Raw genomic sequence first — 25,292 nt, forward strand, 5'->3', positions numbered from 1 at the left:
AGGCGACCTTTCAGGCAGAATGACTAGGTTCCTTTTTTCGGCAGTTGCAGGAATGCTGCGGGATCAAGAGGGTCAGTTCACCAGCACGGATCTCGACGGTTTCTCCGGTCAAGACCTCACTAGGTTCACTAAGAGGGGTGCAGAATCCCCGGTTCCTCTCGAGCAAAAGGGCAATGTGGGTAATTCCTCCCCAAGGCGCCGTCGCTTCCGGGAAGATCACCGTTTTAACGTTATGGGCCATATAACCGTCGCCAGTCTGAACGAGAGAAAAGGTCACGGGCTGGCGCGCATACCCGCCGCCATGCACCTCGGCCTGTTCATCCATCTCATAGGAGCCATAATAGGACTTTGCAATCACCGGATCGGAAGTATAAAGCGCTACATGGTATTCCTGTTCCAACGATTCTCACCTCTCATCGGGGTTGTCCAAGCTATCATATCATAATCGGATCGGTTGGCGGTATCCACCGGTAGCTAGCAGAACATGAGAAATCAGGGCCAACTGATTACTTTTGATGAAATCCGAAGTTGACGTCAATTTTCATCCCGTCCACCAGGTACTCCACCGTCAGAAAGCGACCGTTGCAGACGGTCACTGTCGAGTTTTGCCCCAGGATGATCGTCGGTGGAGAGATATCTATCTTAATCTGCTGGCTCTCCAAGGTCATGGCCGCATTGGCTGTCAGCATATTGACTAGTTCCGATACGGCGCTTTGGGCCAGGGCGTCGAAGGCAGCGACAGACATACCGCCCATCATGGTTGAAGCGATATTCTTGGACACTTCTTCGGTGAGATTGTAGGCGATGTTGCCTGCCACATCGCCCGTCGTGCCGATAAGGACGATGACACCCTTGCCGGCGACAAAGCGATCTCCCACAGAGAGCTTTCCCCGGACGATCTGCTGGAAGCCGAGCATGGGCAGAACGTTGTGGAGGGCTTCAAGGAAGGGTTCGATGTGTTTAACGTCCACTGGTGACACCTCCAAAACCGACCAGCATCTTCCAGGCGCCTTCTGCGGTCTGGGCTGTCGTGCGGAAGCCGATCATTTTGGGGTTGAAGATCCCTACCTTGCCGTAGAGGATGCTCGGTGCGGTCAGTCGGAGGTTGCCGTTGCCGGCGCCAATGCGGTCGTTGATGCGCGAAACGCCGTGACCGGCGATAATGTTGCCGATTTCCGCCACAGCATAGCGCATCTCATTGTCGTCAATAGCGTCTTTGCGCAATATGCGCCGCGCTGTCGCTAAAGCCGTTTCGGGGTTGCAATCGAGGATCATCTTTCCATAGCGCCCGCCAGTGATTCCGATCACTACGGCGATGCCCTGGGAGGCGTACTCGGCTTCCTGCTCGGAGAGATCCGACAGGGTGACCGGTGTCGACAACAAGCCTAGAAGGCTGTCTTGCAAAGCCTGTCGGAACAGTTCGGCGAAAACATGGGCGTCATGTTGGTGCTGTTCTCGCTTTTGCAGGACGTCAAGGGCTAACCGGTTCAGTTCTTCTGGGACAAAAGGTTTTTGCAGGAAATGGGCGACGCCGAGCGCACGCGACCGGCCGATCAATTCCTGATCGCGCATGGAACTGATCATGATAATCTTGGCATTGGGATCGATATCAAGAATCCGTCGGACACACTCGAGCCCGTCCATGTCAGGCATGGTGACGTCCATCGTCACGAGCTGCGGTTTCAGTTCCCGGAACTGTTCGATACCTTCCAGGCCGGCGCTGGCCATCGCAACGACCTCAAAGCGATCTTCTTGAAGGGAATTTTTGATAATCGACTGACTGAACGGTGAGTCGTCGACGATAAGAATTCTGTACTTTTCTTGGGGCACGGTGAATCCCTCTTTCCGCCGTTATTTTTTGTCCGAAAAGCCGTAGAAAAACAGTATTAAGACCGTAGAAGCCACACTACTGTTATGGTAGAACAAAGGATTGCTGTTGTACATACCAGAGCACAAGATACCCCTTGAACCGGGACAGAAATTTCCTGACGCGACTGTAATGCGGGCGACCATTAAGCGCAATGGACGGGTGAAAAAGACAACATGTCCTCAAAATTGAATAAAAAATTGATTCGCTCAATAGCACTGCTTCGAAACTTGATGCATCATTCGATCATCGCTGCTCCTTCTGGCACCAGCGATTTTCATTGACAACGGAGATGCTTTGAGCGATGACAGATAATATATCCGTCCGTTTCTGGGGATCTCGTAAGTCAATCCGAGTCAGGGCTCTTCCCTTCCCATGTACGACATATTTCGGGGGCAAACGGTTTAACGCATGGGCTGCGATGTCCAGCTTGCAGTTCGGACAATCGCGGCAAATATCCCTGTTGGTTTCAAATACTTCGCTAAGCAGTTCTTCCACGATTTCTTCCATCATATTACGGTACATCGCACCTCACCCACATGAATCCTATTTTTTCTTGCGAAAATCCAACAATAGATGGTGACGATACTAGTTTTCTTTGATTATAACCATTAATACCATTTCATTACAAGAAGATATAGAATTTAGGAAATATTGCGTACAAATAATCCAAAGATAACGGTGTGTTTAGCGGCCCCTGGACGATCCTTTAGGCGGTCGCCGTCGGGGTGTGCGATTTGCGCCACGTTTGTGAGAATACCAGGGCAGGAAAAAAGGGAGAATCAGTTCAATTCTCCCTGGAACACCAGCTTTACCATATGACCATCAATGATTCGACGACCGTTTTGTGCGCCATAGAGCAGGCAATGGGTGTAGACTTTGTAATCGGCGAATGGTGGTGGTCTTGCCGGTGCTGCAAACAGCACGCGGATGCCCATTTTGGCGCAGGCGCGCGATGCATCCACTTGGTTCGGTACTGTTTCCCATAGTCAAAGAACGCCGCTTCCGGCGCCCCGTACTTGAGATCTTGGTGGAAACAATCCTCCACCATCACCTGATCCAATGTGGGATAAAACTGCCCATGCAGAACAAACGGGGTGGCGTCATCGAAGAAGGTGACCAGGTAGACTTGTTCTTAATGAATGCTGTGTGAATCTTTTTGAACCAAGCAGTTATTCTAACCTAGCCAATGGGCAGGAAGGATTAATGAAGGCGGCAATTTGGTTTCCTTATCGCCATTCGCCGAATCTAACTGCGCTTGAGTAAGAAAAATGCTGCCAATTAGATTGGCGCTGCTGACATCAGCGTCTCTCAGGTCTGCGCCGAGAAAGTCGACAGTGCGCAGGTCCGCTTGTCGCAGATCGGCGGCAATCAGTAATGCTCCTCTCAAATTGGCGCCGCTCAGGTCGGCGCCTTTTAATTTAGCGCTGATGAGGTTGCTCCCCCGATCTACTTTGCTTGGTTTTCTTTGTTTCTTGTTTTTCATCACTTTTGCTCTTACAAATTCACTGGTTTGTCGAAGCAGATCACTCACGATGACTCGATGGTTTGGCAGATCGACGGCTAAGAGCGACTTTGGAGGCAGATATGTTAAATGTTCCGTTGCTTCCGTCGCCTTCTGCAACTCTCCATAGAGCGGCAAGGCTTCTTCTAACCCCAATGCTTCGTTGAGGTACTGAAGCATCTCGTGAAGTTGTTGCATGATCGGGAACACATCAAACATTTCCGGAGCGATCTCGGGATGCTCACGCCAATCTCTTCCCTGGTAAGTTAACTGGGAAACCTTCTGACCGGCGCCAAAACATTCATAGACCGTGCAACCGCGAAAACCTTCCCTTCTTAAGCTCTGATGAATCCGACAGCGATAATCGGATTGCAGGTTTCGACAGGGAACGCCTCCTTTTTTGTCGAACGCAAAATCAGCCGATTTGGCATAAGGCAAAGCGACACAGCACAAACCAAAACAGTGTTCACAATCAGCGCGTAAATGGGTACTGCGGACAGGGGTCAATCGTTGTTCGGACAATCTTTGCACTTCCTCTTTTATAGCTCCCTTGATTCTCTAAGAGCATATTTGCACCATCCGTTGAACCAATGATTCCTCCAATAATTGTAAAGCAAGTCAATGAAAACTCCAACGGTCAATACGCAGAAAAGCCAGGACATCTATCCTGGCCGTTACTATAACTCGATTTTTAACTGCTCCAAAACCCCTAGGCGTCAAGCCCGACCGCAACCACCATCCACTAACCCGAAAAACCCAATAAAATCAATGGTCGGGGCGACAGGATTCGAACCTGCGGCCTCTTGGTCCCGAACCAAGCGCGCTACCAAGCTGCGCCACGCCCCGACTGAACGAAATCCATTCTACTACAACCCACCGGCAGAAGTCAAGCGAAAGCGTTGGCAGAGTAATTATGACCCATGGTCTCCCCGCTATTCCCTCTATAATCATACTCGTTAAGCTTCTGTCATGATGACATCGTAACGCCTAGAACAGGGAAAACGTGCCCGGCAAGGAAATCGACCATACTTTTCCTGTCTCTCCTTGATTTTCACTGTAGAATCGCAAAAAACCTTGTTGACTTTAGTCGCTGTTTTTGATAGAGTATATTTCGTCACCGGCGAATGCCGTCTGGCAAGGGCGATTAGCTCAGTTGGTTAGAGCGCATGCCTCACATGCATGAGGTCGGGGGTTCGATTCCCTCATCGCCCACCATATTACTTGCCGAAGTGGCGGAATTGGCAGACGCGCTGGTCTCAAAAACCAGTGAGGTCACCCCTCGTGCCGGTTCGACCCCGGCCTTCGGCACCATATGTTGCGGGAATAGCTCAGCGGTAGAGCATCGCCTTGCCAAGGCGAGGGTCGCGAGTTCGAATCTCGTTTCCCGCTCCATCTTGTTAATACCCGGTCTTATCACCGGTTTGCGGGTGTAGTTCAATGGTAGAACACCAGCTTCCCAAGCTGGATACGTGGGTTCGATTCCCATCACCCGCTCCATTCAAGGTATATAGGGGAGTAGCTCAATGGTAGAGCGGCGGTCTCCAAAACCGTAGGCTGCGGGTTCGAGTCCTGTCTCCCCTGCCATCTTCTTTAACTTCTTCAATCGAAAATGCCGCTGTAGCTCAGTAGGTAGAGCGTATCCTTGGTAAGGATAAGGTCACCGGTTCAATCCCGGTCAGTGGCTCCATGTGAATGCGAGAGTGGCGGAACTGGCAGACGCGCACGTTTGAGGGGCGTGTGGGCAACCGTGGGGGTTCAAATCCCCCCTCTCGCACCAATGTAGCAAAGAACTCAGGAAAGCCTGAGTTTTTTTTATTTCTAAAATCCTTTCGAACCAGTAGAAAGTCCCCTTCAAAAGCAGCCTGACCCGGCCCAAATGCATGCTATATCTAAGTTTGCCTCTTAAATAACGAAAACCTCGGACATTCCGGTCCGGGGTTTTCGCAACGACCTTCGTAATAACATCAGCTCACGGCTTTATCGACGGAAGATCCGATGAAGGATTCCCAGAGGGCCAGAGCGGTCTGCTCCTCTGTTTCTCCGTTGACGATCTGGCAGGGATAGGGAGAGCGGCTCTCCACGCCGCGCAGGAAGTGCTCGAACTGATCGGGCGGGAAGTCCTTGGCCTGACGCACCGCCTGGCGCTCCCCATAGTTGAAGATCAGCAGGCAGTCGATGAAGCCTGTTTCCTTTATCTTTGAATAAAAATGGATGCCTTTCAGGCCATCAGGCGAGCTGTCGCCGGTGGAGGTCAGGATCCGGTATGGTCTGTCCCCGGGCTGTAAAACCCACTCCTCCATTCTCGTTCCCCTTTCCCGACCATTTTTTATCAGATATCTCTTCGACACCATCCTCAATAATCCTCCCCCTCTCCCCCCTTATCCATCACCCCTGAAGGATTGGGGCGGATTTCCGGAGATATTCTGAAAAAAATAATTGACGAAAGCACCACGTTGGCTTATACTATCACTTGTCTTCGGTCGCGGCGGTGTAGCTCAGTTGGTCTAGAGCATACGGTTCATACCCGTAGTGTCGTAGGTTCAAATCCTACCACCGCTACCAAAGGGCGATTAGCTCAGATGGTTAGAGCGCTTGCTTGACATGCAAGAGGTCAGCGGTTCGATTCCGTTATCGCCCACCATATTCGTTTTATCAAGGCTTCGAACGTTTGGTTCGAAGCTTTTTGCTTTGTCTCTGACCACTATTCGCGCTTTCGTCCTTCGCCTGAGCGGGTTTTTCCCTGATATACCCATCATATTCAACTATTTTTTATCGCTGTTGTATGATTCTTCGCTGAGCTTCTTCTCAATACACATTATCTCCATACGCAGCAACTTCGTCTTTCAGTCTGTCCATGGCATCCCTGTCACATCCTATGTACTTACACCTAAGCGCATGAAAATAAAAAAGCAAAAGAAGCGATTTTTCTCCCCTATATTTCTTTAATGCCCTATCGATTGTATACTTTTCTTTGAATTCAGAAGGAGGGGATCGCTCTGGCCGCTGCCGCAAAACCGTCAGTTTGGCATCGCTTGCTGGTCGCCCTCGGCCTAGTCCTCTTGACGGTCACCATTGGACTTGGAGGTGCTGCCGGCTATCTCGCTTATCGCTTCTTTACGGTCGTGCCGCCCTTTTCGGTCGATGATTTCACAGCGCCCCAAACCTCCTTCTTGCTCGACGCAAAGGGTGGTCTGATCGCCGAGCTACACGGCCCTCAGCACCGGATCCCCCTCCCGCTTGACCAGATTCCACTGCGGATGCGACAGGCCATTTTGGCCACGGAAGATATCCGCTTTTATGACCATCCTGGCATCGACCTCCAGGGCATCCTACGGGCACTGAAGTCGAATTACGACGCCGGTTCCATCCAGGAAGGTGGCTCGACGATCACCCAGCAGTTGATCAAGAACATCTATCTGAACCCGGAAAAGACGTTGCAGCGGAAGTTAAAGGAGATCCATCTCGCCTATCACCTAGAGCGGCAGATAGGCAAAGATCGCGTCCTGGAACTGTACCTGAACCGGATCTACTTCGGCGAAGGGGCGTATGGCGTGGAGGCGGCGGCGCGGACCTACTTCGGCAAGACAGCGAAAGAGTTGACCTTAGGCGAATGCGCCCTGTTGGCGGGAATTCCGAAAAACCCGGGTGCGTTCTCCCCCGCCATTTCACAGGAGGCCGCTCAGGAGCGCCGCAACATCGTCATCGACCAGATGTCCCGCTACGGACTGATTACGCCGGAGCAGGCTCAGCGGGCGCGGCTGGAACCTATCCGCCTGGTCCCTCAACCGCCCACGCGGGATGTACAGTACCCCTATCCTTTTTTCGTCGATGAGGTGCTCCGAGAGGCTGTTCAGGTGCACGGCATCTCGGAAAACCAGCTTTTTGGCGGGGGCCTTCGCATTCAAACGACCCTCGACCCGCCAGTGCAAAAGCTGGCGGAAGAGCTCTTTGCTAACGCCGATTCTTTTCCCTTCAGTAACGACGACAGGCTTGTCGAAGGCGCCTTGGCCAGCGTCGATCCCCTTTCCGGTCATGTGAAGGCGCTTGTCGGCGGCCGGACCTATGGGGCCAGGCGTGGCTTCAACCGGGCGACAATGATGCAGCGTTCGCCGGGATCGGCTATCAAGCCACTGGCCGTCTATGCGCCAGCGCTGGAGCAGGGCTGGACGCCCGATTCCCTGCTGCCTGACGAGGACATGGGCTTCAACGGGTACCATCCCGCCAACTATGACGGGGTCTTCCGGGGACGGGTGACGATGCGCCAGGCTGTTGCTCAGTCGATCAATGTGCCTGCCGTCTGGTTGCTTAACGAGATCGGGCCGCGCCGTTCCGTTCAGACGCTGCGCGCCCTCGGCCTCCCTGTCACAGAGAACGACGCTCACCTGTCTCTCGCCCTCGGAGGGATCGAACGCGGTGTTTCTCCCCTCGATATGGCCGGCGCCTACAGCGCGCTGGTCAACAACGGCATCTACCGGCCAAGCCGGACGATCACGCAGATCTATGATGGGCAGCGTAATGCCCTCGTCAAGCCGGCAGTCCAGACCGTCGTCTTCCAGCCCTCGACGGCGAGAGCGATCACGAATCTGCTTCAGGATGCCGTCCGCTATGGTACAGGACAGGAAGCGCGCCTGAGCCGTCCAGTCGCTGGCAAGACGGGCACGGTCGAACTCCCGCCGGTCCCCGCCTTTGAGGGCGTCAAGGGAAACCGGGACGCCTGGTTTGTGGGCTATACACCGGAACTGGTGACAGCCGTTTGGATGGGTTATGATTTAACTGACCGTGATCATTACCTGAATCGGGTTTATGGCGGAAGTTACCCGGCCCGCCTGTTCCGGGCCTTTATGGAGGGCGCCCTGGAAGGGATACCGACGAGGGAATCGGAACTCTTCTCCCCTGAGCCGGCGGTTGCCAGGAGCAGGACTCCGGCGCCGGAGCCGAGGCCGGCTGAGGAAACGGGCGCAGAGGAAGGCGCGCGCGATCCGTCCAATTCAGGAGCAGCAGGGTCGCCTGGATCGTCGACTTTGCCAACGTTGCCGGCATCGCCAGAGTTATCAGAGTCACCCGCACCCGAGTCGCCAACGTCACTTGAGTCGCCTGGGTCACTTGAATCACCACAGTCGCCTGAATCACAAGGGACACAGGCTTCACCAGCGCCGCTGCCGGCGCAGAAACCAGAGAGCGCAGCGCTGGCGAAGCAGGAACAAGGAGCGGAAGGGCAACGTTAAGGCCGCCGGGCCCAAGATCCAGGAACGACACATAGCGAGTAAAGACATAGGAACCCTTTCAAGAAATAGAAAACCGGCCGGGTTTCAAAGCCCCAGCCGGTTTTTGCATTGTTTCGTCTCTTTGTTTCTAGCTTATGCGCCTTCATCATGGTGCGCCTTCATCATGGGAGTAGCCCTTGAGGATCCGGGAGGCGGCCTCCTTGCTGGAGATGCGGTGGTTCATGGCATAGCGTTGAAGGATGCGATGTGCTTCATCTTCGTTGATTTGGAGCTTTTCCATGATTCGCCGTTTGGCCTGGTTGATAAGCTTGCGTTTTTCCAGGGCTTCTTTGAGTTCCAAGACTTCTTTGGTGAGACGCGCTTCCCGCATGTAGTGGGTATGGGCGGTGACGACAGCGGCCATCAGCGCCTCTTCGCGGATGGGGCGGATCAGCGGCTCAAAGAGCCAGGTCTCCAAAGCTCGTTGGACAGTGCCTAACTGGTTGTAGGGAGTAAGCAAGACGACGGCGCCAAGCTGCTCCTCCTGGCACAGCTTGGCCAGTTCCAAGCCATCCAGGGCGGGCAGTTGCATTTCAATGATGACGAGATCAGGCAACAGTTTGTGCAGTGACCGCAAAGCTGTCATTCCATCAACGGCTTCGCCGATGATGACGTATCCATGCCGGCTAAGGGAATCCTTTACCTTATCGCGAAGAGGACCGGCCGGCATCGCCAAAAAAATGCGTAACCCGTTCAACGGCGCTCCCTCCCCCGGCAAAAATAAAAAGACGTATCGACCGAATGCGGTTATTTTGTCATTCGGAGGAAACGCCGTCGTCTCAAAAGGACACCTTTGTCCCTACAGTAGGAGTATACCTTGCCAATGTTTTTTTGACAAGATCTATCTTTTATTGGAGATAACCGCCCGGAATGTCAATCGTTATTTGTGATAACTTGACATATCTGCAAATAATCTAAGCGTTATCGCGTTGATACCGCATCAATCCGGCACAGGGCAATACCTGGACCCCGTGACGTTCCAAGCCATCCAGCAGGAGGTTCATTCCCAGCGAATCGCAAGCCATGTGTCCGGCGATGACGACGCGCAGGCGCGCCTCGGCCGCTTTTTTCCGCTGCGTCTCGGGCAGGTGCATGCAAACGATTGTGCCGATACCTGCTTTGACCAGTTCCTCCATCGACTGTTCCGGACCTGATGTTCCGCCGTTCATTTTGATATAGATCTTCCCGGCCCGGTCCTTGCCTTTTCCAGCGATCACTTGGGGCGTTACGCCGTGGCCTGCAGCGAGTTGAAACTCCGGCAGGTCGAGGAGGGCGTCGATAATATCCTGGACTGTCCGCGTCCCTTCCGGACCGATCCGCTCCTCTGACAGGTATTCAGTGAGGTACTTCTGAACTTTGTTATCCGCCGGCGAATGGACACAGAGAAAGGGGAGATCAAGCAGGCGGGCCAGGTCAACCACCTTCTGATGGTTCGATGGCAAGAGAGAGCGGCGGACTTCCTCGACCCGGTCGGTCATGAGGGCTTCCGCTACGTTAATCGGGATGCCAGCGGCAGCCAGGAGATCTTCCTGCACCTTCATCACCTGGTAGAGTTGGACGAGGGCGCGCCCTGCCGGGTGGTGGGCAATAACCAGGTCGACCCCTTTGCCCCGATCTCTCCATCGGTCCGCCAGCAGGAGTTCCGCTCCGTCGATGTCGATACCGGCGAGGACCCTGCGCACTTCCCTGTCCGGTTCACCGTACAGGATGCGTGTGTCCCCATAGGGGTTATTCCACTGGCCGTCATCGGCCAGGCGTACCGCCTTGTCTTTGCTGCCGGTGACAGCTTTTTTCCGCGCCGCCATCAGCGCCTCCACTTCTTCGCGGGGTCGCGGATCGGCGGCGATGCCCTCTGCCACGAGCCAATGATAGAGTTCTCCGAGACGCACAGCCATCGTTCCTTTCATACGTGAAGACCAGTGACGCAGAAGACAGCTATTCTTGACGCAATAGCGCCAACATATCCTCCATCTCCCTCACCTTGCGCCGTTCTTCGGCGACAATGTCAGCGATACAAGCCTCCACCTGTTTCAGTTGGCGTTCATCGAACATGGCGATCAGTTGCTCTAGTCGGATCTTCTTGTCGTTGATACGCAAGAGGTCGACCTCGTCATCGTTCGTAAGGGCCGCTGTGTTGGCTTCATCGGTGTCGATATGCAGTTCCGTGTGGGTGTGTTCCTGGGCGACCCGGACGACGACATGGTCAAAAACGAGGCTGCGCACTCCGGGTATGATCACCATGGCATAGTCTTTGTGGCTAAAGCCGAGCTCGCCGGCGTCTTTTTCGGTCATGTGAATGTGGCGCATGGCCACGATCAGGCCCTCAGTCAGTTCCACCTGGCCCTTCGGCCCGATGATCGTGACAGGGGCGCTGCCTTGCAAGTCGCCTGACAGGCGAATCGGAGGCGTTACGCCGAGGGTGACGGCGTCTGTTCGCGTCACCTCGACCTGGGTCTTGGCGCGGGTCGGGCCGATGATGGCCACGCTGTTGATGGCACCCCGAGGTCCCCGGATATTCACCCGCTCTTCACAGACGTACTGCGTCGGTATCGATAAGCGGCGCTTCGGGGTCAGACGGTAGCCCTGACCGAAGAGGATCTCTAGGTGTTCGTCACTGAGGTGAAGGTGCCTGGCGGATACACCGACGGTAATGCGCATGGGGGGGCCTCCTCCCGCTGGATTTCCACTACATCATTTATACCATACGTTCCAGGGGAGGGTAAATGACCCAATAGAAAGGAACTGCAGGCAGACGTCTGGTCTGCCTGCAACAAGGAGGCTGCGATAGGAAACGGAGGTCGGCGCTTATTGGTTGGGGCGTGTCTTTGGAGGAATTTTCGCTCCCGATGCAATCGAAGGCGCTGGGGTTAGAAGACGAAGGTGCCGGCGTTCGTCTCGATGATCCGGAAGATCCGTTCCTCCCGGCCGGTCTGGGTGTTGATATAGACGAGGTAGGTCATATTTTCGCGGGCGGCCTTGAACTCCCAGCAGAGGATTTCTTGATAGTTGTCCTTGGCCAGCAGCACCAGTTTGTCGCCTGTAACGGCCACTTCGGAAGCGACGCGCTTGCGGGCTTCTTCACGGCTGATCTTGGGCGCCGGCAGGTTGCGGTTGGTATGGAAGGTTAGATAGGCTGTGGCGTCATAGCCGAGAACCTCTTTGTCATCCATGGCGACGCGTACTTTGATCTTGTCCGGATAGAGGCTCACATTGCCGTCGCGGGGGACGAGGGTGACGACGGCCAGACTCTGGTACTCTTCGACGGCAGTCACCTCAAAGTTGTTCAAACCGCGCCGGCTTAGGTAGTTCCGGGCAATGTCACCAGCTTCGTCACGGCTGATTACCGGCGTTCCGACAGGGCGTTCTTTCAGCATCCAGATCACATGACCGCCAGTTTTGGAGATCTCCATGGCGATCTTGTTTTCATTGGGGGCATCGTTCGGGTAGACGCCGATCCCATAAGCGGGAATGGCGGCCTTCCCTTCCCCGGTCACCCGCACCTGGTGACCGGCGAGGGGGCCTTGGCCAAGCCAGGACTGGGCGATGGAGATGGCCTGTTCCTGGGTAATTTGGCCGCTTCCGAGCCCTCGTGGCGTCACTTGGATCTGCTCGGAGTGCCTGCCGTCGTATTCAACAGGGGAATACTTTTGTAGTTCATTTTCGACGAACTGGAAGTTGGCCAGGATAGGCGGTGCCTGTGTCTCCGGCCCCTGACCGGCCACAGCGGCGACGACCCGTTGCCAGAACTGGCCTAATGCCGTCTGTTGTTTGGACCCCTGCTGTTCCTGCTGACGGGCTTGCTTCTCCAGGGCAACCCAGGTGACCTGGCGGGCATTTAATTGCTCACCCATTTTGCCCAGTTCATCGCGCAAGAAAGTGGTTTGGCGATGCAGATCGCCGAGCGTTTTCTTTTCGGCCGCCGTCAGGGCGGTGTTGCCATCGACCTTGCGTTCAGCCAGGGTGGTGGAAAAATCGTCGACGGTGTTGACGAAGCGGTTGGTCCGGCTCAAGAGGAGCGTCGCCAGGGGGAGTTGCCCCATGTTGGCCGACGCCTCACTGGCCTGGCGGGAGACTTGTTGGAGACCCATGACGGCCTGGTTGGGCGAGTTGCTGGCCATTAGGCGCGACATCTCCAGTTCCATGTTCTCCACGTTGCTCGATAGGTCAGCAAAAGCCCGCTGATAGCGGTTTTCCACAGCCATCTGGTAGGCTTGGTTCTGCACATACTGTTGATAGCCGAGGTAGCCGAAGAGCGCTGTCGTCAACCCCAGGAGGCCGGCGACGACGCTGAGTGTCTTTTTGACCTTGCGCAAGTGGCTCGTCTCCTCGATGAGACGGTGATCATCGACGATGGTTTCATCGCGATCTCGGATTTCGCTCACAAGGGCACATCCTTTCCGGTTAAATCGTAGGGTACATCAGTTACTACCGGATCACTTGGCAAAGTAGTGTTTGCCGATCTGCTTGACGACCGGACGGCTCCAGATCCAGCGGCTCGTCGCTGTGGCCGGGTTCCAGTAATAGATGCACCCGCCGGTGGGATCCCAACCGGCCAAGGCATCGCGGGCCGCCTTATTGGCCGAATCGGTCGGTTTCAGCGGGGTCCAGATCTGGCCGTCGTCGACAGCGGTAAAAGCGCCTGGTTGAAAGATGACCCCGTGGACCGAATTGGGAAAGGACGCATGTTTGGCCCGGTTGATGATGACAGCGCCGACAGCGACCTGACCTTCATAAGGTTCCCCACGGGCCTCGCCGTGGATCGCCCTGGCGAGCATCGTCTCGTCTCCCCGTTTGGGATAGCCCCGTCCCGTTTCCGCTTCGGCGACCGATAGCCCCGCTTCTGCGGCTGGCAGATGGGGGAACCTTTTCATCACACCTTCACCGCCTGCTTTCCAGGCAGAGAAGCCGCATGGGGTGATTGGAAGCGGGTGGTTCACGCCCTGCCAACCGGCGAGCGTGAAGGCTGCCGCCAGCAGGATAGCGAAAAAAGCGTGGTAATAGCTCACTGTTCTCCCCTCCTATTAGCCTGTCTGCCCTATTTTTTGGCTCACCCGAGTTCCCTATTCACAAAAAGTAAAAAACCCCGGGCCTGATGGTCCGGGGTTTTTAATGTCTTCCCTTCTAAGTCATATATAGGGTTATTCTTCGATCTGGTACTTGGCCAGCTTCTGATACAGACCGGCGCGGGAAATTCCGAGCATTTGGGCAGCCTGCACCTTGTTTCCGCTGGCAGACTGCAAGGCTTGCAGGATTGCTGTTTTTTCCGTCTGTTCCAAAAGGCTCTGCAGGCTTTGCGACTGCGGCGTCATCTGGTCTGTCTGGATGTATTTTTGCAGGTGCATGGGCAGGTGACTCACATCGATCGTATCGCCTTTGACCAGTTCAAAGGTCCGTTCGATAACGGAGTTCAGTTCTCTCACGTTTCCCGGCCAGTGGTAGTTGACGAGGACCTGCATCGCTTGCCCGGTCACGTTCTGCACGGAAAAGCCGAACTGACGATTGAAGTTCTGAACGAAGGCAGAGACCAGATCGGGAATGTCCTCCTTGCGATCGCGCAGCGGCGGAATAAAGAGACTGATCACGTTCAAGCGGTTGTAGAGATCCTCACGGAAGAGGTCTTTGCGAACCATCTCTTCAAGATGGCGGTTCGTGGAGACGATCAGCCGCACATCGGCAGTGACCGGTCCATCCGGAGTGTCGACGAGGGGCAGTTGTCCTTGCAGCAGCCGGACCAGCCGGGCCTGCGCTGGAAGAGGCATGTCACCGATGTCGGTGATGTGCAACGTGCCCCGGTGGGCCAGGGCATACTTGCCCGATGACGCCGACGCCGGCGCCTCTCCCATGGCGCCGAACAGTTCGATCTCCAGCGCTTCCGGTCCCAGGCCACTGCAACTGATCTGGATGAAGGGTCCCTCTTTCCGATTTGACTCGATGTGAATGGCGTGAGACAGCAGTTGTTTGCCTGTGCCGCTCTCTCCCCGGAGCAGGACCGTTGAATCGGTCCGGGCCACCCGCCGGGCCGTTTCTTTGATCATCCGGATGGCATAGCTGGTCCCGACAACGGCCTCAAAGCTGTAGCGAGCGCCCCGGAACTTTTGCAACTCAACCTTGTAGTAGTTCAACTCCTTTTGCAGGGTATTGATCTTCGAGGCCAGGGCGTTTAGTTCGTTCACGTTTTTGAACATGATCTTGCCGACAGCCCCAACCACCTGTCCATCTTTGACGATGGGGATGCGCATGGCGATGTAGTCATGGACGCCGGTATGCTGCAGGTCGCCCACTTCCGGCTGTCCTGTCTGTAAGACGATGTGCATGCGCGTCCCCTCGACCATGTCGGCCACATGGCGACCCAGCAGGTCGGACTCGCGAAATCCCAGGAAGTTGCAGTAGGCCTGATTGACCATGGTGATCACGCCCTCGGCGTTGACGACGATGATACCGTCATAAGCGGCCTCTAAAATCGTCTCCAGGGTGCCCTTCAGTTCTTTCACGCGGTTGAGTTCTTCCACGACCGATTCCAATTCGGTCACGTCTTGTAAAATGGCTACGGCGCCGACGAGTCGCTGTTTGCGCAGGATGGGGGTCAGGTTGACGAAAAAGATCCGCTCCTGGTACTTGAAGCGCAAGCCGGTCAGGGGTTGGCCTGTTTGAATCGTCTCGCGCAGACGGCATCTGGGAATGACAGCCTCGATCGGCAGACCGATGACATGGCGGGCCTCTTTGCCAAAGGCGCGGGAGGCGGCCTTGTTGAAGACGCGCACCAGTCCCTCATGGTCTGTGGCGATAATCGGGTTGTGGGAAGCATTAATGATAGCCACCCAGTTGAACAACTGGGTGACGATTTCATCTCGTTGTTGCACAAGGCACACCTCCTTTTCGTATTTTTCTGATATTTCTACATATTGGGCAATTTTCCTTCTGAACTGCCATATTCTTTGGACACAGTGTCTACATTGCTGTCACGGGGTCGAAGGAGTTGGCAAACCGTCCAGACTCTTCCGCTGGAGGAAGAATGATCGTCATGACAGGGCCTGTCCAGGTCGGTATAATTGCGGAGAATCAAAAATAAAGCGCCGAATCCCCAAAGGGGGTACGGAGGAACCGCGACCATCACTGGTCGTTCCGCAGTCGCTTGCCGACTGCGAGGGGTGAATCTTCTTCGGAAGAGGGCCAACCTTTCTGGCCCAACCCGTCAGCTAACTCCGAAGGCGTAGGAAAGGATGATTGCTTTCATGGTCTTCCGTCGTTCCTGGCTGCGCGCCGGGATGCTGTCGGCAGCTTTTACCCTCCTGCTCTGGGGAGGCGCCGCTGTAACCCCGGCCCATGCATGGCAGTACACAACCCAACCGGGTGACAGCTTCTATTCGTTGGGACAGCGCTTCGGTCTTCCCTGGACCCTGATTCAGAGCGCCAACAAGGTCGATCCCAGCAACCTGACCTCCGGCAAAGTGCTGAACATCCCTGACGTTTTTACCTACACCGTCAAATCGGGCGACAGTCTCTTTCTAATCGCCAACCGTTTCGGCTCCTCCACTTGGGCCATTAAGGAACTGAACCGACTGACCGCTGATGAGATTCGTCCTGATCAGGTCCTCAAGGTGCCCACAGGGATCGGCCGTCAAAACCAGAGCGCGAACAGCGGCGTCAGCCAATCTGACGTGGACCTGCTGGCCCGGTTGATCGAGGCGGAAGCCTCCGGAGAGCCCTATGAAGGCATGGTGTCCGTCGGCGCCGTCGTGCTCAACCGGACAAAGAGCGGCAAGTTCCCTGCCTCTGTCGCTGGCGTCATCTATGATCCCTGGCAGTTCACACCAGTGAAAAACGGGATGATTAACCGCCCGGCGAGCACCCTCTCCCAAAAGGCGGCTCAGGATGCGCTGGCTGGCTGGGATCCCTCCAAAGGCGCCCTCTTCTTCTTCAATCCCGGCAAATCTTCCGATGGCTGGATGCGCAATCGGGTGATCACCACCAAGATCGGCAACCATCTCTTCGCTATGTAATTTGAATGCTAACTTGATATAAAAAATTAAAAAGTATATAGAGAGGCCGCGCCGGATGTTTTTGAATGACCGGTGCGGCTTTTTTCCTTCTCTTCGATCAGCACCGATAAGTCAGAACCGGATCAGACAATGGGAGTCGAGCCATTCGACAGGCGTCTCCAGGAGCGTTTCGATGAGGGTGGAGCCGTATTTTAACAGGTAGGGATAGATGTTGTAGACCCGCTCCTGCGGAGCGCCCGGCCAGAGGTGTTGTTCCAACTTTCGGAAGTGACTCCGCGTGTCCTGGCAGCGCTGGCGGTGACGGTGCTCGACCTTCTGGCGCAGGAAGCGCGCCTGGGCAATGACGCGAGCCAGGTTCTCTTCGGCCAGTTTTTCCGTCTGGCGGTCCCAGTTAGCGATGCGCTCAATAGCCGGCAGGTAAGCCTCCCGGACTCTCGATTCCAGGCGCTCAAAGAGATCGTCGATGCCCAGTTCGTCCTGGGCGGCCAATTCTTCTTTCAATCGTTTTTCGAGCATTGAGGGAACTTCGGCGAAGGACAGGTCGTAGCGATGGAACAGCTTCTCTACAAATCCCTCCACGAGGGTAGCGCTCAGCCGGGGAACGATGGGCGGCATTCCCATATCCATGGCCCTATAGACATCACGGTAGGCGGCGAAGTAAGCGATCTCGCCGGGGCCGGCCACATAGGCGACCGTGGGCAGGAGCGTATCCTGCAAAAGCGGGCGTGTGACCACATTGGCGGAAAAATGCGCTGGCTCACGACGGGCCAGATCGAGCAGTTCATCGCGGGTGAAGGCGACATCAGCGCCCCGGAGCCGGAAACCTGCTCCGTCATGGACCAGGGGCAACCGGCGGCCCTCATGAAAGAAAAAGAGGTTCGTCTCTTCTGGGCCCTTTTCCACCTGAGGCGTGTACCCCAGTTCCCGGATCCGCCGGACGCCTTGGGCCAGACCTTCGCCCAGGGCAGCGTTGTTTTTGAGGACCCCCGTGAAGAAAGCGGCCCATTCCGGCAGTTCCTTCAGTCCGGGAAGGAGCGGATCGACGATGACGAGACCGTAAGGGCCCAGCAGCCGGTGCATCAGCGCGGCGAAGTGTTCGTGCAATCCGGCGGGGCCGGTCAGCAGGCGCTGCCACGTCTCCTGCCAGGGCAGTCTATGTTCGCTCTGCGGCATCAACGAGAGAAACTGTTCCACAGCGGGAGCCAGATCTTCCGGCAAGGCGCGGTGGCCGACGGCAAAACGATCCTCCTCTAGGCGAGCGGTCACGGCGACAGAGGAGACTTTTTCCCCCTGGAGAAGTTGGACATGGGAGATCTCCTCGAAATCATGATCCTCCGAGGCGACCCAGAAAAGGGGCACGACGGGCTGTCCAGTCTGCGCCTCTAGCCGCCGGGCCAGGTTGATGCAGGTGATGGCTTTGTAGACAGTGTATAGGGGACCTGTAAACAGCCCCGCTTGCTGGCCTGTGACGACGGCCAGGCTACCTGGATCAGCCAGGCGGCGCGCCTGGTCGGCGGCTCGATTCGGCCCTTCCAGGCCCGCCAGTTCCGCCAAGCGCCGCTGGTATCCCTCCAGCAAGGCCGCTAAGGCTGAGCGGGGGTATGAGTCTTTTGCGGCAACCCGGCGCGCGCGGAGCGCCAGGGCGTCGTCATCAGGGTAGGCGTAGGGAAAAAGGGAGACCACCTGGGCCTCCCTTTTTACATAGGCGCCTGCGAGTCCTGAAAATATGGAACCGGTCCGTGTGAAAGGCAAGGCTGACCCTTCTTTCCTATTCCGACAAAACAGTGATGGTTCCCGGCGCTTCGCCGGACACGCGGCCGATCACACGGGCGCCGGTCACGCCGGCTCGGCGCAGCGCGGCGATCGCCCCTTCCACCTCTTTTTCCGGAAGGGAGACGAGCAGGCCGCCAGAGGTGATGGCGTCAGCCAACAGGATGCCTGTCTCAGGCGGGAGGTCCGCCGCCAGGCGGAGGTGCGTCGAGACGGTAGAGAGGTTGCATTTGGAACCGCCGGGGACATAGCCGGCGATGGCGTAGTCGCGGGCCTCGGGGATGATGGGCACCTCGCCGGCGCGGATCAGGAGGCTGCAGCCGGAGGCCCGGGCCATCTCCATGCCATGGCCAAGGAGGCCGAAACCCGTGATGTCGGTGCAACCGCCGACAGAGAAGTCGGAGAGGACCTCTGCCGCCGTCTTGTTGAGGGTTGCCATCGCCTCTGTGGCGGCCGCGATCGCTTCCGGGGAGGCTTTGCCGTTTTTGATGGCCGTCGAGATGATGCCGATGCCCAGCGGTTTGGTCAGGATCAGACCATCGCCTGGGCGGGCGCCGCCGTTCGTCCAGACCCGGTCGGGGTGGACGACGCCAGTGACCGCTAGGCCGTACTTCGGTTCCTTGTCCTCAATGGAATGACCGCCGAGCAGAACGGCGCCGGCTTCACGTACCTTGTCGGCGCCGCCGCGCATGATTTCGCCGAGGACCTGCATGGGCAGTGTTTTGGCGGGAAAGGCGACTAGATTCAGGGCTGTCACCGGACGCCCGCCCATGGCGTAGACGTCAGAGAGGGCGTTGGCGGCGGCGATCTGTCCGAACAGGTAGGGATCGTCGACGATGGGCGTAAAGAAGTCGACTGTCTGCACGAGCGCCAGATCCGGCGTCAGCCGGTAAACACCGGCGTCATCACTGAATTCCAAGCCGACTAACAGGTTGGTATCGTCCGTTTTTGGAGGCAAGTAGCCCAAGACCTGGGCTAGGTCCGCAGGACCGATTTTGGCTGCTCACCCAGCCTTGCTGGACATCGCCGTCAGGCGAATCGGTTCCAAGGTCATGGCAGTCCCTCCCTTCCGTACGTTTTTGCTTAGTAGACAGCCGCCACAAGGCGGGGCAGCTTTTCGATTTCCGTTGAAGCAACGGCCAGCAGATCAAGCCAGAGTTCATCCGACTGCACCCGCCCCAGGACGGGGATCTCGCCGTGGCGCAGGTCTTCCGCCATCTGGTGAGCGCTTTTTCGCGGCCTGATCACGACGGCCCAACTGGCGAGCGCCAGTTCAGGCAGGGCGCCTCCACCGACCTGGGCCGAGCTCTTTTCGACTCGGATAGGGCAGTTTTCTCCTGGTGAAACCGCCACCTGGGCTGGCTGTTCAACGGTCTGCGCCGATGTGGATGAGAAAGTCGCTGCTGTGCCTGCAATCAGGTTAGCGCGCAGCGATGCGGCAAGCCTTTCCGCCGCATCGCGAACTTCCTCGACATTACGGTGGAGCATCCGGAGGACGGGGATTTTTTCGCGGGCCGCTTCTGGACGCAGGTAGAGGCGAAGGGTCGCTTCCAGGGCGGCTAGGGTCAATTTATCGACACGCAGCGCCCGCATGAGGGGGTGTTTGGCGATCCTGGCGATCCATTCGTTCTTGCCAACGATGATCCCTCCCTGAGGGCCGCCGAGAAGCTTGTCGCCGCTAAAGGTGACCACATCGACGCCGCTGTGGATGACTTGAGGCACGGTGGGTTCCCCGAAGAAGCAGCCGGAACCGTTTGCATCGAACAGCGCTCCGCTACCCAGATCTTCGACAACAGGGATGCCCCGTTCCTGCCCCAGGCGGACCAGTTCTTCCCGTGCTGTCGTCTCGGTGAAACCGATGATCCGGTAGTTACTGGGATGGACTTTCAGCAGCAGTCCCGTATGCTCTCCAATAGCACGTGCGTAATCGGCGAGGCGGGTTTTGTTGGTCGTTCCCACTTCGACGAGCCGGGCGCCACTCTGAAGCATCACGTCGGGGATGCGAAAAGAGCCCCCGATCTCGATCATCTCTCCCCGCGACAGGATAACCTCCCGGTCCCGGGCCAAGGCGGTGAGGACGAGCAAGAGGGCGGCAGCGTTGTTGTTGACGACGAGGGCCGCTTCGGCCCCGGTCAAACGGCAAAGCAGGTCCTGCACATGGTCGTAGCGTTCCCCCCGCTTGCCGGTGGACAGGTCGAATTCCAGGTTCGTGTAGCCTGACGCGGTAGCTTGGATGGCAGACAGGGCTTCAGCAGCCAGGGGCGCTCGGCCCAGGTTCGTATGCAAGATGACGCCGGTGGCGTTGATCACCGGCTGGAGCCGGGGCAGTTCTTGAGCGTCCAACAATACCTGTACGGACTGGACGATGCCTTCCATTGTAACATCGATCTGTTCCATAAGGTTGAGCGAAGGGGCGCTGCGGATTTCCTGGCGCACTCTGTTCAGGCAGGCCTGAATCGCCCCCACCAATCGCTCCGGCCCATAGGTATCTAAGGTTTCACGGAGTTCAGCTCTCGCCGCCACCAGATGAACAGCAGGCAGGCGGCGGAGAGATGCCGCGATCGCTTGCTCCAGGTTCATGGCATCCCCCGATACAGAGGAGTTCAACTGACCAGTTCTACATCAATTCGCCGGGCCAGGTCACGCCCGATGGCAATTTCCTGTTTGTTTTTGCGGATGACGATGGGGCCGGCGGGGATGATCTCCTGGCAGACCACCTCTGCGCCTTCGGCGATGCCGAAACGGATGGCCTGCGCCCGGATCTTCTCGTCAGGGAGGGAACGGATGACGACCTGCTGGCCTCTTTTGACCCGGTCGAGGGAGAGTCGCATGGGATACAGCCCCCTGAATGCAAATGATTGTCAGTCCCATTGTACTCTCCCCGGATCAGCTTGGCAACAGGGTAAAAAACCTTCCCCGCGCAACAGCAGGGAAGGTTTTTGTGCAGAGACTCTATTTTTGGTCTCCTTCCGGACGGGGGGCGCCGACCGGGCAGACATCGGCACAGTTACCGCAATCGATGCAATTGTCGGCATCAATGATGTACTTGTCAGGACCTTCGCTGATGGCGTTCGTCGGGCATTCGGGAGCGCAAGCGCCGCAGTTGACACAGTCGTCGTTGATGGTATGGGTCATTCAGGTTCACCTCCATACCATAATTTGTCCAGAGGAGTTCCTTCCCTATACCGTCACGATTCGGACAGTCTGCTTATCCTGCGGCGCGGCCATCGCCGGCGCCGTTGACGGGCCGCCCCAGCATGGAGAGGATGACCTTCTCCAGTTCTTTGAAGCGTTCCAGCAGGCGGGCGTATTCGCGGCGATCCATCTCTTCTTCCACCAGTTCGCGCAGTAGCATGCGCAACTGCAGATAGGCCCGTTCCGCCGCCTCCGGCGTCACCAGATCGCCCACAGAGGGCAATACGGTGGTCGGCATCGGCGCCGTTCCGGCCGCTGTCGGCGCCGCAACGGGCTGTTCACCAATGAGAAGCGTTTCCTCCTGCCATCCGGGGATATGGGTCTTCCAGCCCAACTCCTTACGGACCCGTTCAGCAAAGTTTTCCATGGACTTCGGTTCGCCGTGGGTGATGAAGAGCTTTTTCGGCGGGTGCTTGAAATGCTTCAACCAGTCAAGCAGGCCGCTCCGGTCGGCATGACCGGAAAAGCCGGGCACATTGCGGATGTTGGCCTGGACGCTGATCTCCTCGCCATGGATGCGGACCTGTTTTTCCCCATCGAGTAAACGGCGCCCGAGGGTGCCTTCTGCTTGGAATCCGACAAAGAGCACCGTCGTCTCTTTACGCCAAAGGTTGTGTTTGAGGTGGTGCTTAATCCGTCCGGCGTCAGCCATCCCTGATCCGGCGATGATGATCGCCCGTCCTTGCAGGCTGTTGAGGGCGATAGATTCCTCGGCACGGCGGGAGTAGTGCAGGTTGGGCAAGGCGAAGACGCCGTTGTTGGCGGTAAAAAAGCCCTTGGCCTCGTCATCGAAGTAGTACATGTTTTTCATAAAGACTTCCGTGGCGGCGATGGCCAGCGGGCTGTCGATGTAGATGTCCATATCGGGGACGAGCTTTTGCTGGAACAGTTGGGCCAACTCGTAGAGCAGGTCCTGGGTGCGTTCGATGGCGAAGGAGGGGATGAGCAGCTTGCCGCCCCGGTCATAGGTCTCCTGGATGACCTCCCGGAGCAGATCCAGACGGGGACGGCTGCGGTCATGGTCGCGGTCACCATAGGTGGACTCGACGACGATGTAGTCTGCGTCTGCGATGGTCGTCGGCTCGTTGACGATGGGCAGGTTAGTGTTGCCCAGGTCGCCGGAGAAGACGATTTTAGCCTCCTTCCCCGCTTCGGTCACCCAGATCTCGATAGAAGCTGAACCGAGGATGTGGCCGGAATCTTGAAAACGCACCTGGATCTCCGGGGTCAACTGGATGGTCTCGCGGTAGCCGGCAGGCCGGAAATACTTCATCGTCTCGGCGGCGTCGCGGACGGTGTAGATGGGCTGCAAGAGGGGTTTGCCTGACCGGGAGGCTTTGCGGTTTTTCCGGTCCACCTCCATCTCCTGGATGTGGCCCGAATCAGGCAGCATGATGTTGCAGAGGTCGATGGTCGGCGTCGTGGCCAGGATTTGCCCCTTGAAGCCGAGACGAGCCAGCTTGGGCAGCAGTCCCGAGTGGTCCGTATGGGCATGGGTTAGCAGGACAAAATCAATCTCGGCCGGGTTGAAGGGAAAGTCGCCGTAGTTCCGCTCTTTGATCTCCTTAGGGCCCTGATAGAGTCCGCAGTCGACGAGGAGTTTCGTTTTGCCTGTCTCAATGAGGTAGCAGGAACCGGTGACTGTCTGGGCGGCTCCCAAAAAGCGGAGTTTCATCAGGCATCTTCCTTTCAGGACGCCAGCCGTTTCTTGCAGCGCTGGACAAAGGCCTCGATCCGGTCCAGGGCGGCCGTGAGATTCGCCATCGATGAGGCGTAGGAGACGCGGATAAAGCCTTCTCCGCTGGCGCCGAAGGCGGTGCCAGGCACGACGGCCACTTTTTCCTCAGCCAGCAGTTGCTCACAGAAGGCGTCGCTGGAAAGGCCGGTGGCGGTGATGTTGGGGAAGGCGTAAAAAGCGCCTCGAGGGTTGAAACAGGTCAGCCCCATCTGGTTGAATCGGGCGACGACGAAACGGCGGCGCTGGTCGTATTGGGTCACCATGCGCGACTTTTCCAAGTCCCCGTTGCGCAGCGCTTCCAGTGCGGCCATTTGGCCCATGATCGGCGCGCAGAGGATGGTGTATTGGTGTATTTTCGTCATCTGAGCGACAAAATCCTTGTTCCCACAAACATAGCCGATACGCCAGCCGGTCATGGCGTGCGATTTCGACAGGCCGTTGATCAGCACGGTGCGGTCGCGCATCTCAGGCAGGCCGGCGAAACAGACGTGCTGGCCTTCATAGGTCAGTTCTGCATAGATCTCATCGGCCAGGATGATCAGGTCCCTCTCCTCGGCGAATCGGGCGATGGCTTCCAATTCGGGGCGGGTCATGATAGCACCTGTCGGATTATTCGGATAACAGAGAATAAGCATCTTCGTGCGCGGCGACACTTTTTTCTCTAAGGCGTCGACAGTCAACTGGAAGTCGTCCTTCACGTACGTGGGTACGGCGACGGGGACGCCGCCGGCCATGGTGACGGTCGGCGAATAGGAGACATAACTCGGCTCAGGGACAAGCACCTCGTCGCCGGGGCAAAGCAGCGTCCGCATGGCCAGGTCGACCGCCTCGGAGGCGCCGACGGTGACCAGGATCTCCGAAAGGGGTTCATAATCGACACCGTAGGAACGTTGGATGAAGCGGGCAATCTCCTTGCGCAGTTCGGGCGTGCCGAAGTTGGAGGTGTACATGGTGAAGCCTCGTTCCAGGGCGTAAAAACAGGACTCGCGCACATGCCAGGGGGTGACGAAGTCCGGCTCGCCGACACCGAGGGAGATGACGCCCTTCGTGTTGGCCACCAGATCGAAGAAGCGGCGGATCCCCGAGGGCGGCAGGTCGAGGATCACCGGGTTGATATAATCATTGAATGGTTTCATCACGGGCTCACCTGCAATCTATTGTCTTCCGGCTTCTCGTCATAGATGACGCCGTCTTTCTTGTATCGCTTGAGGACAAAATGGGTCGCCGTCGACTGGACGTGTTCGAGAACGGCCAGCTTCTGGGCCACAAAGAGGGCCACTTCCTTCATCGTCCGCCCCTCAATAACGACAGAGAGGTCATAGCCGCCAGACATGAGGAAGACGGAACGCACTTCCGGGTAGCGGTAGATGCGCTCTGCCACCTGATCGAAGCCCAGGTCACGCTGGGGGACGACCTTCACATCGATCATGGCGGTGACTGTGTCGTCGCCCAGTTTTTCCGGGTTGATCAGGGCCGGGTATTTAACGATGAGGCGCTCTTCTTCCATCTCGGCGATGGCGGCTTTGACAGCCTCCGCTTCCAGGCCCAGCATGAGGGCGATCTGTTCGGGACTCCTCCGGCAGTCTTCCTGGAGGATGTCGAGGATTTGCTTCTTGGCTTCCGCTTCCATGGTACGTCACTCCTTTTTTTATTCGACAAAAAAGGCCCTCGTCCACAAAAAGGGACGAAGGCCTGGCTTCGCGGTACCACCCTGGTTACCGGCGACATGCGCCGGTCCACTCAATTTCCCGATAACGGAGGAAACCCGGCATCCCCTACCCCACCAGCATATGATGCCGGCGGCTCAGGTTGCAGTTCAAGGGTGGCATTCACCGTTTCCGCCAGCCCGGCTCCCACCAACCCCGGTTCGCTGTCTGCGCGGATGAAACGGTTACTCTTCCCCATCATCACCATTGGACCTAAGATTCCAAAGTTATTCATATTTTACACCGTC

22 protein-coding genes, 10 tRNA genes, 1 pseudogene, 1 riboswitch and 1 other annotated feature are annotated in these 25,292 nt (G+C 56.9%); of the genes and pseudogenes, 11 read left to right on the forward strand and 22 right to left on the reverse strand.

Annotation, left to right across the window (positions count from 1 at the left end; translation table 11 throughout):
- Positions 1-10: 10 nt before the first annotated feature.
- The 7 genes and pseudogenes from AC0CW1_RS03810 to AC0CW1_RS03840 form a co-directional block, all read right to left on the reverse strand.
- Positions 11-400, reverse strand: a complete 390-nt coding sequence (locus AC0CW1_RS03810; protein ID WP_488181749.1) for a phage tail fiber protein — start codon at positions 398-400, stop codon at positions 11-13.
- A 106-nt stretch (positions 401-506) separates the two neighbouring features.
- Positions 507-971, reverse strand: a complete 465-nt coding sequence (locus AC0CW1_RS03815) for a chemotaxis protein CheX (RefSeq protein WP_488181750.1) — start codon at positions 969-971, stop codon at positions 507-509.
- Complete coding sequence (locus AC0CW1_RS03820; protein WP_488181751.1) at positions 961-1,830, reverse strand: response regulator; 870 nt, start codon at positions 1,828-1,830, stop codon at positions 961-963. The genes AC0CW1_RS03815 and AC0CW1_RS03820 overlap by 11 nt, the downstream gene beginning before the upstream one ends.
- 283 nt (positions 1,831-2,113) lie before the next feature.
- The gene (locus tag AC0CW1_RS03825; RefSeq protein ID WP_488181752.1) at positions 2,114-2,380 is read right to left on the reverse strand and encodes a late competence development ComFB family protein; all 267 of its coding nucleotides are present in this window, start codon (positions 2,378-2,380) and stop codon (positions 2,114-2,116) included.
- A gap of 386 nt (positions 2,381-2,766) precedes the next feature.
- Positions 2,767-3,002: pseudogene (locus AC0CW1_RS03830) on the reverse strand (transposase); the annotation flags it as partial.
- A gap of 42 nt (positions 3,003-3,044) precedes the next feature.
- Entirely contained in the window at positions 3,045-3,902 is an 858-nt protein-coding gene (locus AC0CW1_RS03835) for a pentapeptide repeat-containing protein (protein ID WP_488181753.1), read from the reverse strand.
- 238 nt (positions 3,903-4,140) lie between these two features.
- Positions 4,141-4,217, reverse strand: a tRNA-Pro gene (locus AC0CW1_RS03840).
- A gap of 292 nt (positions 4,218-4,509) precedes the next feature.
- Here AC0CW1_RS03840 and AC0CW1_RS03845 point away from each other — a divergent pair.
- The 7 genes from AC0CW1_RS03845 to AC0CW1_RS03875 all read left to right on the forward strand — a co-directional run bounded on the left by AC0CW1_RS03845 (position 4,510) and on the right by AC0CW1_RS03875 (position 5,148).
- Positions 4,510-4,586, forward strand: a tRNA-Val gene (locus tag AC0CW1_RS03845).
- A gap of 8 nt (positions 4,587-4,594) precedes the next feature.
- Positions 4,595-4,682 (forward strand) — tRNA-Leu (locus AC0CW1_RS03850).
- 6 nt (positions 4,683-4,688) lie between these two features.
- Positions 4,689-4,763: transfer RNA gene (locus AC0CW1_RS03855), tRNA-Gly, on the forward strand.
- Positions 4,764-4,794: 31 nt separating this feature from the next.
- Positions 4,795-4,868, forward strand: a tRNA-Gly gene (locus AC0CW1_RS03860).
- A gap of 12 nt (positions 4,869-4,880) precedes the next feature.
- Positions 4,881-4,955, forward strand: a tRNA-Trp gene (locus AC0CW1_RS03865).
- Between the two features lie 27 nt (positions 4,956-4,982).
- Positions 4,983-5,058, forward strand: a tRNA-Thr gene (locus tag AC0CW1_RS03870).
- 7 nt (positions 5,059-5,065) lie between these two features.
- Positions 5,066-5,148, forward strand: a tRNA-Leu gene (locus tag AC0CW1_RS03875).
- Positions 5,149-5,335: 187 nt separating this feature from the next.
- Here AC0CW1_RS03875 and AC0CW1_RS03880 read toward each other — a convergent pair.
- A complete protein-coding gene (locus tag AC0CW1_RS03880) occupies positions 5,336-5,671 on the reverse strand; it encodes a hypothetical protein (protein ID WP_488181754.1) in 336 nt (111 codons plus the stop codon).
- 184 nt (positions 5,672-5,855) lie between these two features.
- Between AC0CW1_RS03880 and AC0CW1_RS03885 the strand changes: the two genes are divergently transcribed.
- From AC0CW1_RS03885 to AC0CW1_RS03895, 3 genes are all read left to right on the forward strand, one after another.
- Positions 5,856-5,933 (forward strand) — tRNA-Met (locus AC0CW1_RS03885).
- Positions 5,934-5,935: 2 nt separating this feature from the next.
- Positions 5,936-6,012 (forward strand) — tRNA-Val (locus AC0CW1_RS03890).
- 391 nt (positions 6,013-6,403) lie between these two features.
- Positions 6,404-8,596, forward strand: coding sequence for a transglycosylase domain-containing protein (locus AC0CW1_RS03895; RefSeq protein ID WP_488181755.1), 2,193 nt, complete (start codon positions 6,404-6,406; stop codon positions 8,594-8,596).
- A gap of 145 nt (positions 8,597-8,741) precedes the next feature.
- Here the strand turns inward: AC0CW1_RS03895 and AC0CW1_RS03900 are convergent, their stop codons facing one another.
- The 6 genes from AC0CW1_RS03900 to AC0CW1_RS03925 all read right to left on the reverse strand — a co-directional run bounded on the left by AC0CW1_RS03900 (position 8,742) and on the right by AC0CW1_RS03925 (position 15,495).
- A complete protein-coding gene (locus AC0CW1_RS03900) occupies positions 8,742-9,332 on the reverse strand; it encodes an ANTAR domain-containing response regulator (protein WP_488181756.1) in 591 nt (196 codons plus the stop codon).
- Positions 9,333-9,549: 217 nt separating this feature from the next.
- Positions 9,550-10,530 (reverse strand): NGG1p interacting factor NIF3, encoded by a 981-nt coding sequence (locus tag AC0CW1_RS03905; protein WP_488181757.1) that lies wholly within the window; start codon positions 10,528-10,530, stop codon positions 9,550-9,552.
- 40 nt (positions 10,531-10,570) lie between these two features.
- Positions 10,571-11,293, reverse strand: a complete 723-nt coding sequence (gene pduL / locus AC0CW1_RS03910; protein ID WP_488181758.1) for a phosphate propanoyltransferase — start codon at positions 11,291-11,293, stop codon at positions 10,571-10,573.
- Between the two features lie 209 nt (positions 11,294-11,502).
- Positions 11,503-13,017 carry a germination protein YpeB gene (ypeB, locus tag AC0CW1_RS03915; RefSeq protein ID WP_488181759.1) on the reverse strand — a complete coding sequence of 505 codons (1,515 nt, stop codon included), beginning with the start codon at positions 13,015-13,017 and terminating at the stop codon, positions 11,503-11,505.
- Positions 13,018-13,068: 51 nt separating this feature from the next.
- On the reverse strand, positions 13,069-13,641 hold the full coding sequence (locus tag AC0CW1_RS03920; protein WP_488181760.1) for a cell wall hydrolase: 573 nt from the start codon (positions 13,639-13,641) through the stop codon (positions 13,069-13,071).
- A 132-nt stretch (positions 13,642-13,773) separates the two neighbouring features.
- Complete coding sequence (locus AC0CW1_RS03925) at positions 13,774-15,495, reverse strand: sigma 54-interacting transcriptional regulator (RefSeq protein ID WP_488181761.1); 1,722 nt, start codon at positions 15,493-15,495, stop codon at positions 13,774-13,776.
- A gap of 201 nt (positions 15,496-15,696) precedes the next feature.
- A riboswitch (cyclic di-AMP (ydaO/yuaA leader) is annotated at positions 15,697-15,861 on the forward strand.
- A gap of 6 nt (positions 15,862-15,867) precedes the next feature.
- Here AC0CW1_RS03925 and AC0CW1_RS03930 point away from each other — a divergent pair.
- Positions 15,868-16,635 carry a cell wall hydrolase gene (locus AC0CW1_RS03930; RefSeq protein WP_488181762.1) on the forward strand — a complete coding sequence of 256 codons (768 nt, stop codon included), beginning with the start codon at positions 15,868-15,870 and terminating at the stop codon, positions 16,633-16,635.
- 111 nt (positions 16,636-16,746) lie between these two features.
- Here AC0CW1_RS03930 and bshC read toward each other — a convergent pair whose 3' ends face one another.
- The 8 genes from bshC to AC0CW1_RS03970 form a co-directional block, all read right to left on the reverse strand.
- Positions 16,747-18,387, reverse strand: coding sequence for a bacillithiol biosynthesis cysteine-adding enzyme BshC (gene bshC, locus AC0CW1_RS03935; RefSeq protein ID WP_488181763.1), 1,641 nt, complete (start codon positions 18,385-18,387; stop codon positions 16,747-16,749).
- 16 nt (positions 18,388-18,403) lie between these two features.
- Positions 18,404-19,459, reverse strand: coding sequence for a selenide, water dikinase SelD (gene selD / locus AC0CW1_RS03940; protein WP_488181764.1), 1,056 nt, complete (start codon positions 19,457-19,459; stop codon positions 18,404-18,406).
- Positions 19,460-19,488: 29 nt separating this feature from the next.
- Positions 19,489-20,985, reverse strand: coding sequence for an L-seryl-tRNA(Sec) selenium transferase (gene selA / locus AC0CW1_RS03945; RefSeq protein WP_488181765.1), 1,497 nt, complete (start codon positions 20,983-20,985; stop codon positions 19,489-19,491).
- A gap of 23 nt (positions 20,986-21,008) precedes the next feature.
- Positions 21,009-21,236 carry a FeoA family protein gene (locus tag AC0CW1_RS03950; protein WP_488181766.1) on the reverse strand — a complete coding sequence of 76 codons (228 nt, stop codon included), beginning with the start codon at positions 21,234-21,236 and terminating at the stop codon, positions 21,009-21,011.
- 121 nt (positions 21,237-21,357) lie between these two features.
- The gene (locus AC0CW1_RS03955) at positions 21,358-21,540 is read right to left on the reverse strand and encodes a DUF362 domain-containing protein (protein ID WP_488181767.1); all 183 of its coding nucleotides are present in this window, start codon (positions 21,538-21,540) and stop codon (positions 21,358-21,360) included.
- A gap of 73 nt (positions 21,541-21,613) precedes the next feature.
- Positions 21,614-23,275, reverse strand: coding sequence for an MBL fold metallo-hydrolase RNA specificity domain-containing protein (locus AC0CW1_RS03960; protein ID WP_488181768.1), 1,662 nt, complete (start codon positions 23,273-23,275; stop codon positions 21,614-21,616).
- A gap of 14 nt (positions 23,276-23,289) precedes the next feature.
- A complete protein-coding gene (locus AC0CW1_RS03965) occupies positions 23,290-24,474 on the reverse strand; it encodes an aminotransferase class I/II-fold pyridoxal phosphate-dependent enzyme (protein WP_488181769.1) in 1,185 nt (394 codons plus the stop codon).
- Complete coding sequence (locus AC0CW1_RS03970; protein WP_488181770.1) at positions 24,474-24,968, reverse strand: Lrp/AsnC family transcriptional regulator; 495 nt, start codon at positions 24,966-24,968, stop codon at positions 24,474-24,476. The genes AC0CW1_RS03965 and AC0CW1_RS03970 overlap by 1 nt, the downstream gene beginning before the upstream one ends.
- Positions 24,969-25,015: 47 nt before the next feature.
- Positions 25,016-25,255: a binding site (T-box leader), on the reverse strand.
- Positions 25,256-25,292 lie beyond the last annotated feature (37 nt).

Source organism: Heliomicrobium sulfidophilum (assembly GCF_057715735.1).

Excerpts from the sequence above, each read along its gene's own strand:
- AC0CW1_RS03825 (WP_488181752.1), bottom strand. The coding sequence starts at position 2,380 with ATGATGGAAGAAATCGTGGAAGAACTGCTTAGCGAAGTATTTGAAACC.
- AC0CW1_RS03880 (WP_488181754.1), bottom strand. The coding sequence starts at position 5,671 with ATGGAGGAGTGGGTTTTACAGCCCGGGGACAGACCATACCGGATCCTG.
- AC0CW1_RS03905 (WP_488181757.1), bottom strand. The coding sequence starts at position 10,530 with ATGGCTGTGCGTCTCGGAGAACTCTATCATTGGCTCGTGGCAGAGGGC.
- pduL (WP_488181758.1), bottom strand. The coding sequence starts at position 11,293 with ATGCGCATTACCGTCGGTGTATCCGCCAGGCACCTTCACCTCAGTGAC.
- AC0CW1_RS03930 (WP_488181762.1), top strand. The coding sequence starts at position 15,868 with ATGGTCTTCCGTCGTTCCTGGCTGCGCGCCGGGATGCTGTCGGCAGCT.
- selA (WP_488181765.1), bottom strand. The coding sequence starts at position 20,985 with ATGAACCTGGAGCAAGCGATCGCGGCATCTCTCCGCCGCCTGCCTGCT.
- AC0CW1_RS03950 (WP_488181766.1), bottom strand. The coding sequence starts at position 21,236 with ATGCGACTCTCCCTCGACCGGGTCAAAAGAGGCCAGCAGGTCGTCATC.
- AC0CW1_RS03955 (WP_488181767.1), bottom strand. The coding sequence starts at position 21,540 with ATGACCCATACCATCAACGACGACTGTGTCAACTGCGGCGCTTGCGCT.
- AC0CW1_RS03960 (WP_488181768.1), bottom strand. The coding sequence starts at position 23,275 with ATGAAACTCCGCTTTTTGGGAGCCGCCCAGACAGTCACCGGTTCCTGC.
- AC0CW1_RS03965 (WP_488181769.1), bottom strand. The coding sequence starts at position 24,474 with ATGAAACCATTCAATGATTATATCAACCCGGTGATCCTCGACCTGCCG.
- AC0CW1_RS03970 (WP_488181770.1), bottom strand. The coding sequence starts at position 24,968 with ATGGAAGCGGAAGCCAAGAAGCAAATCCTCGACATCCTCCAGGAAGAC.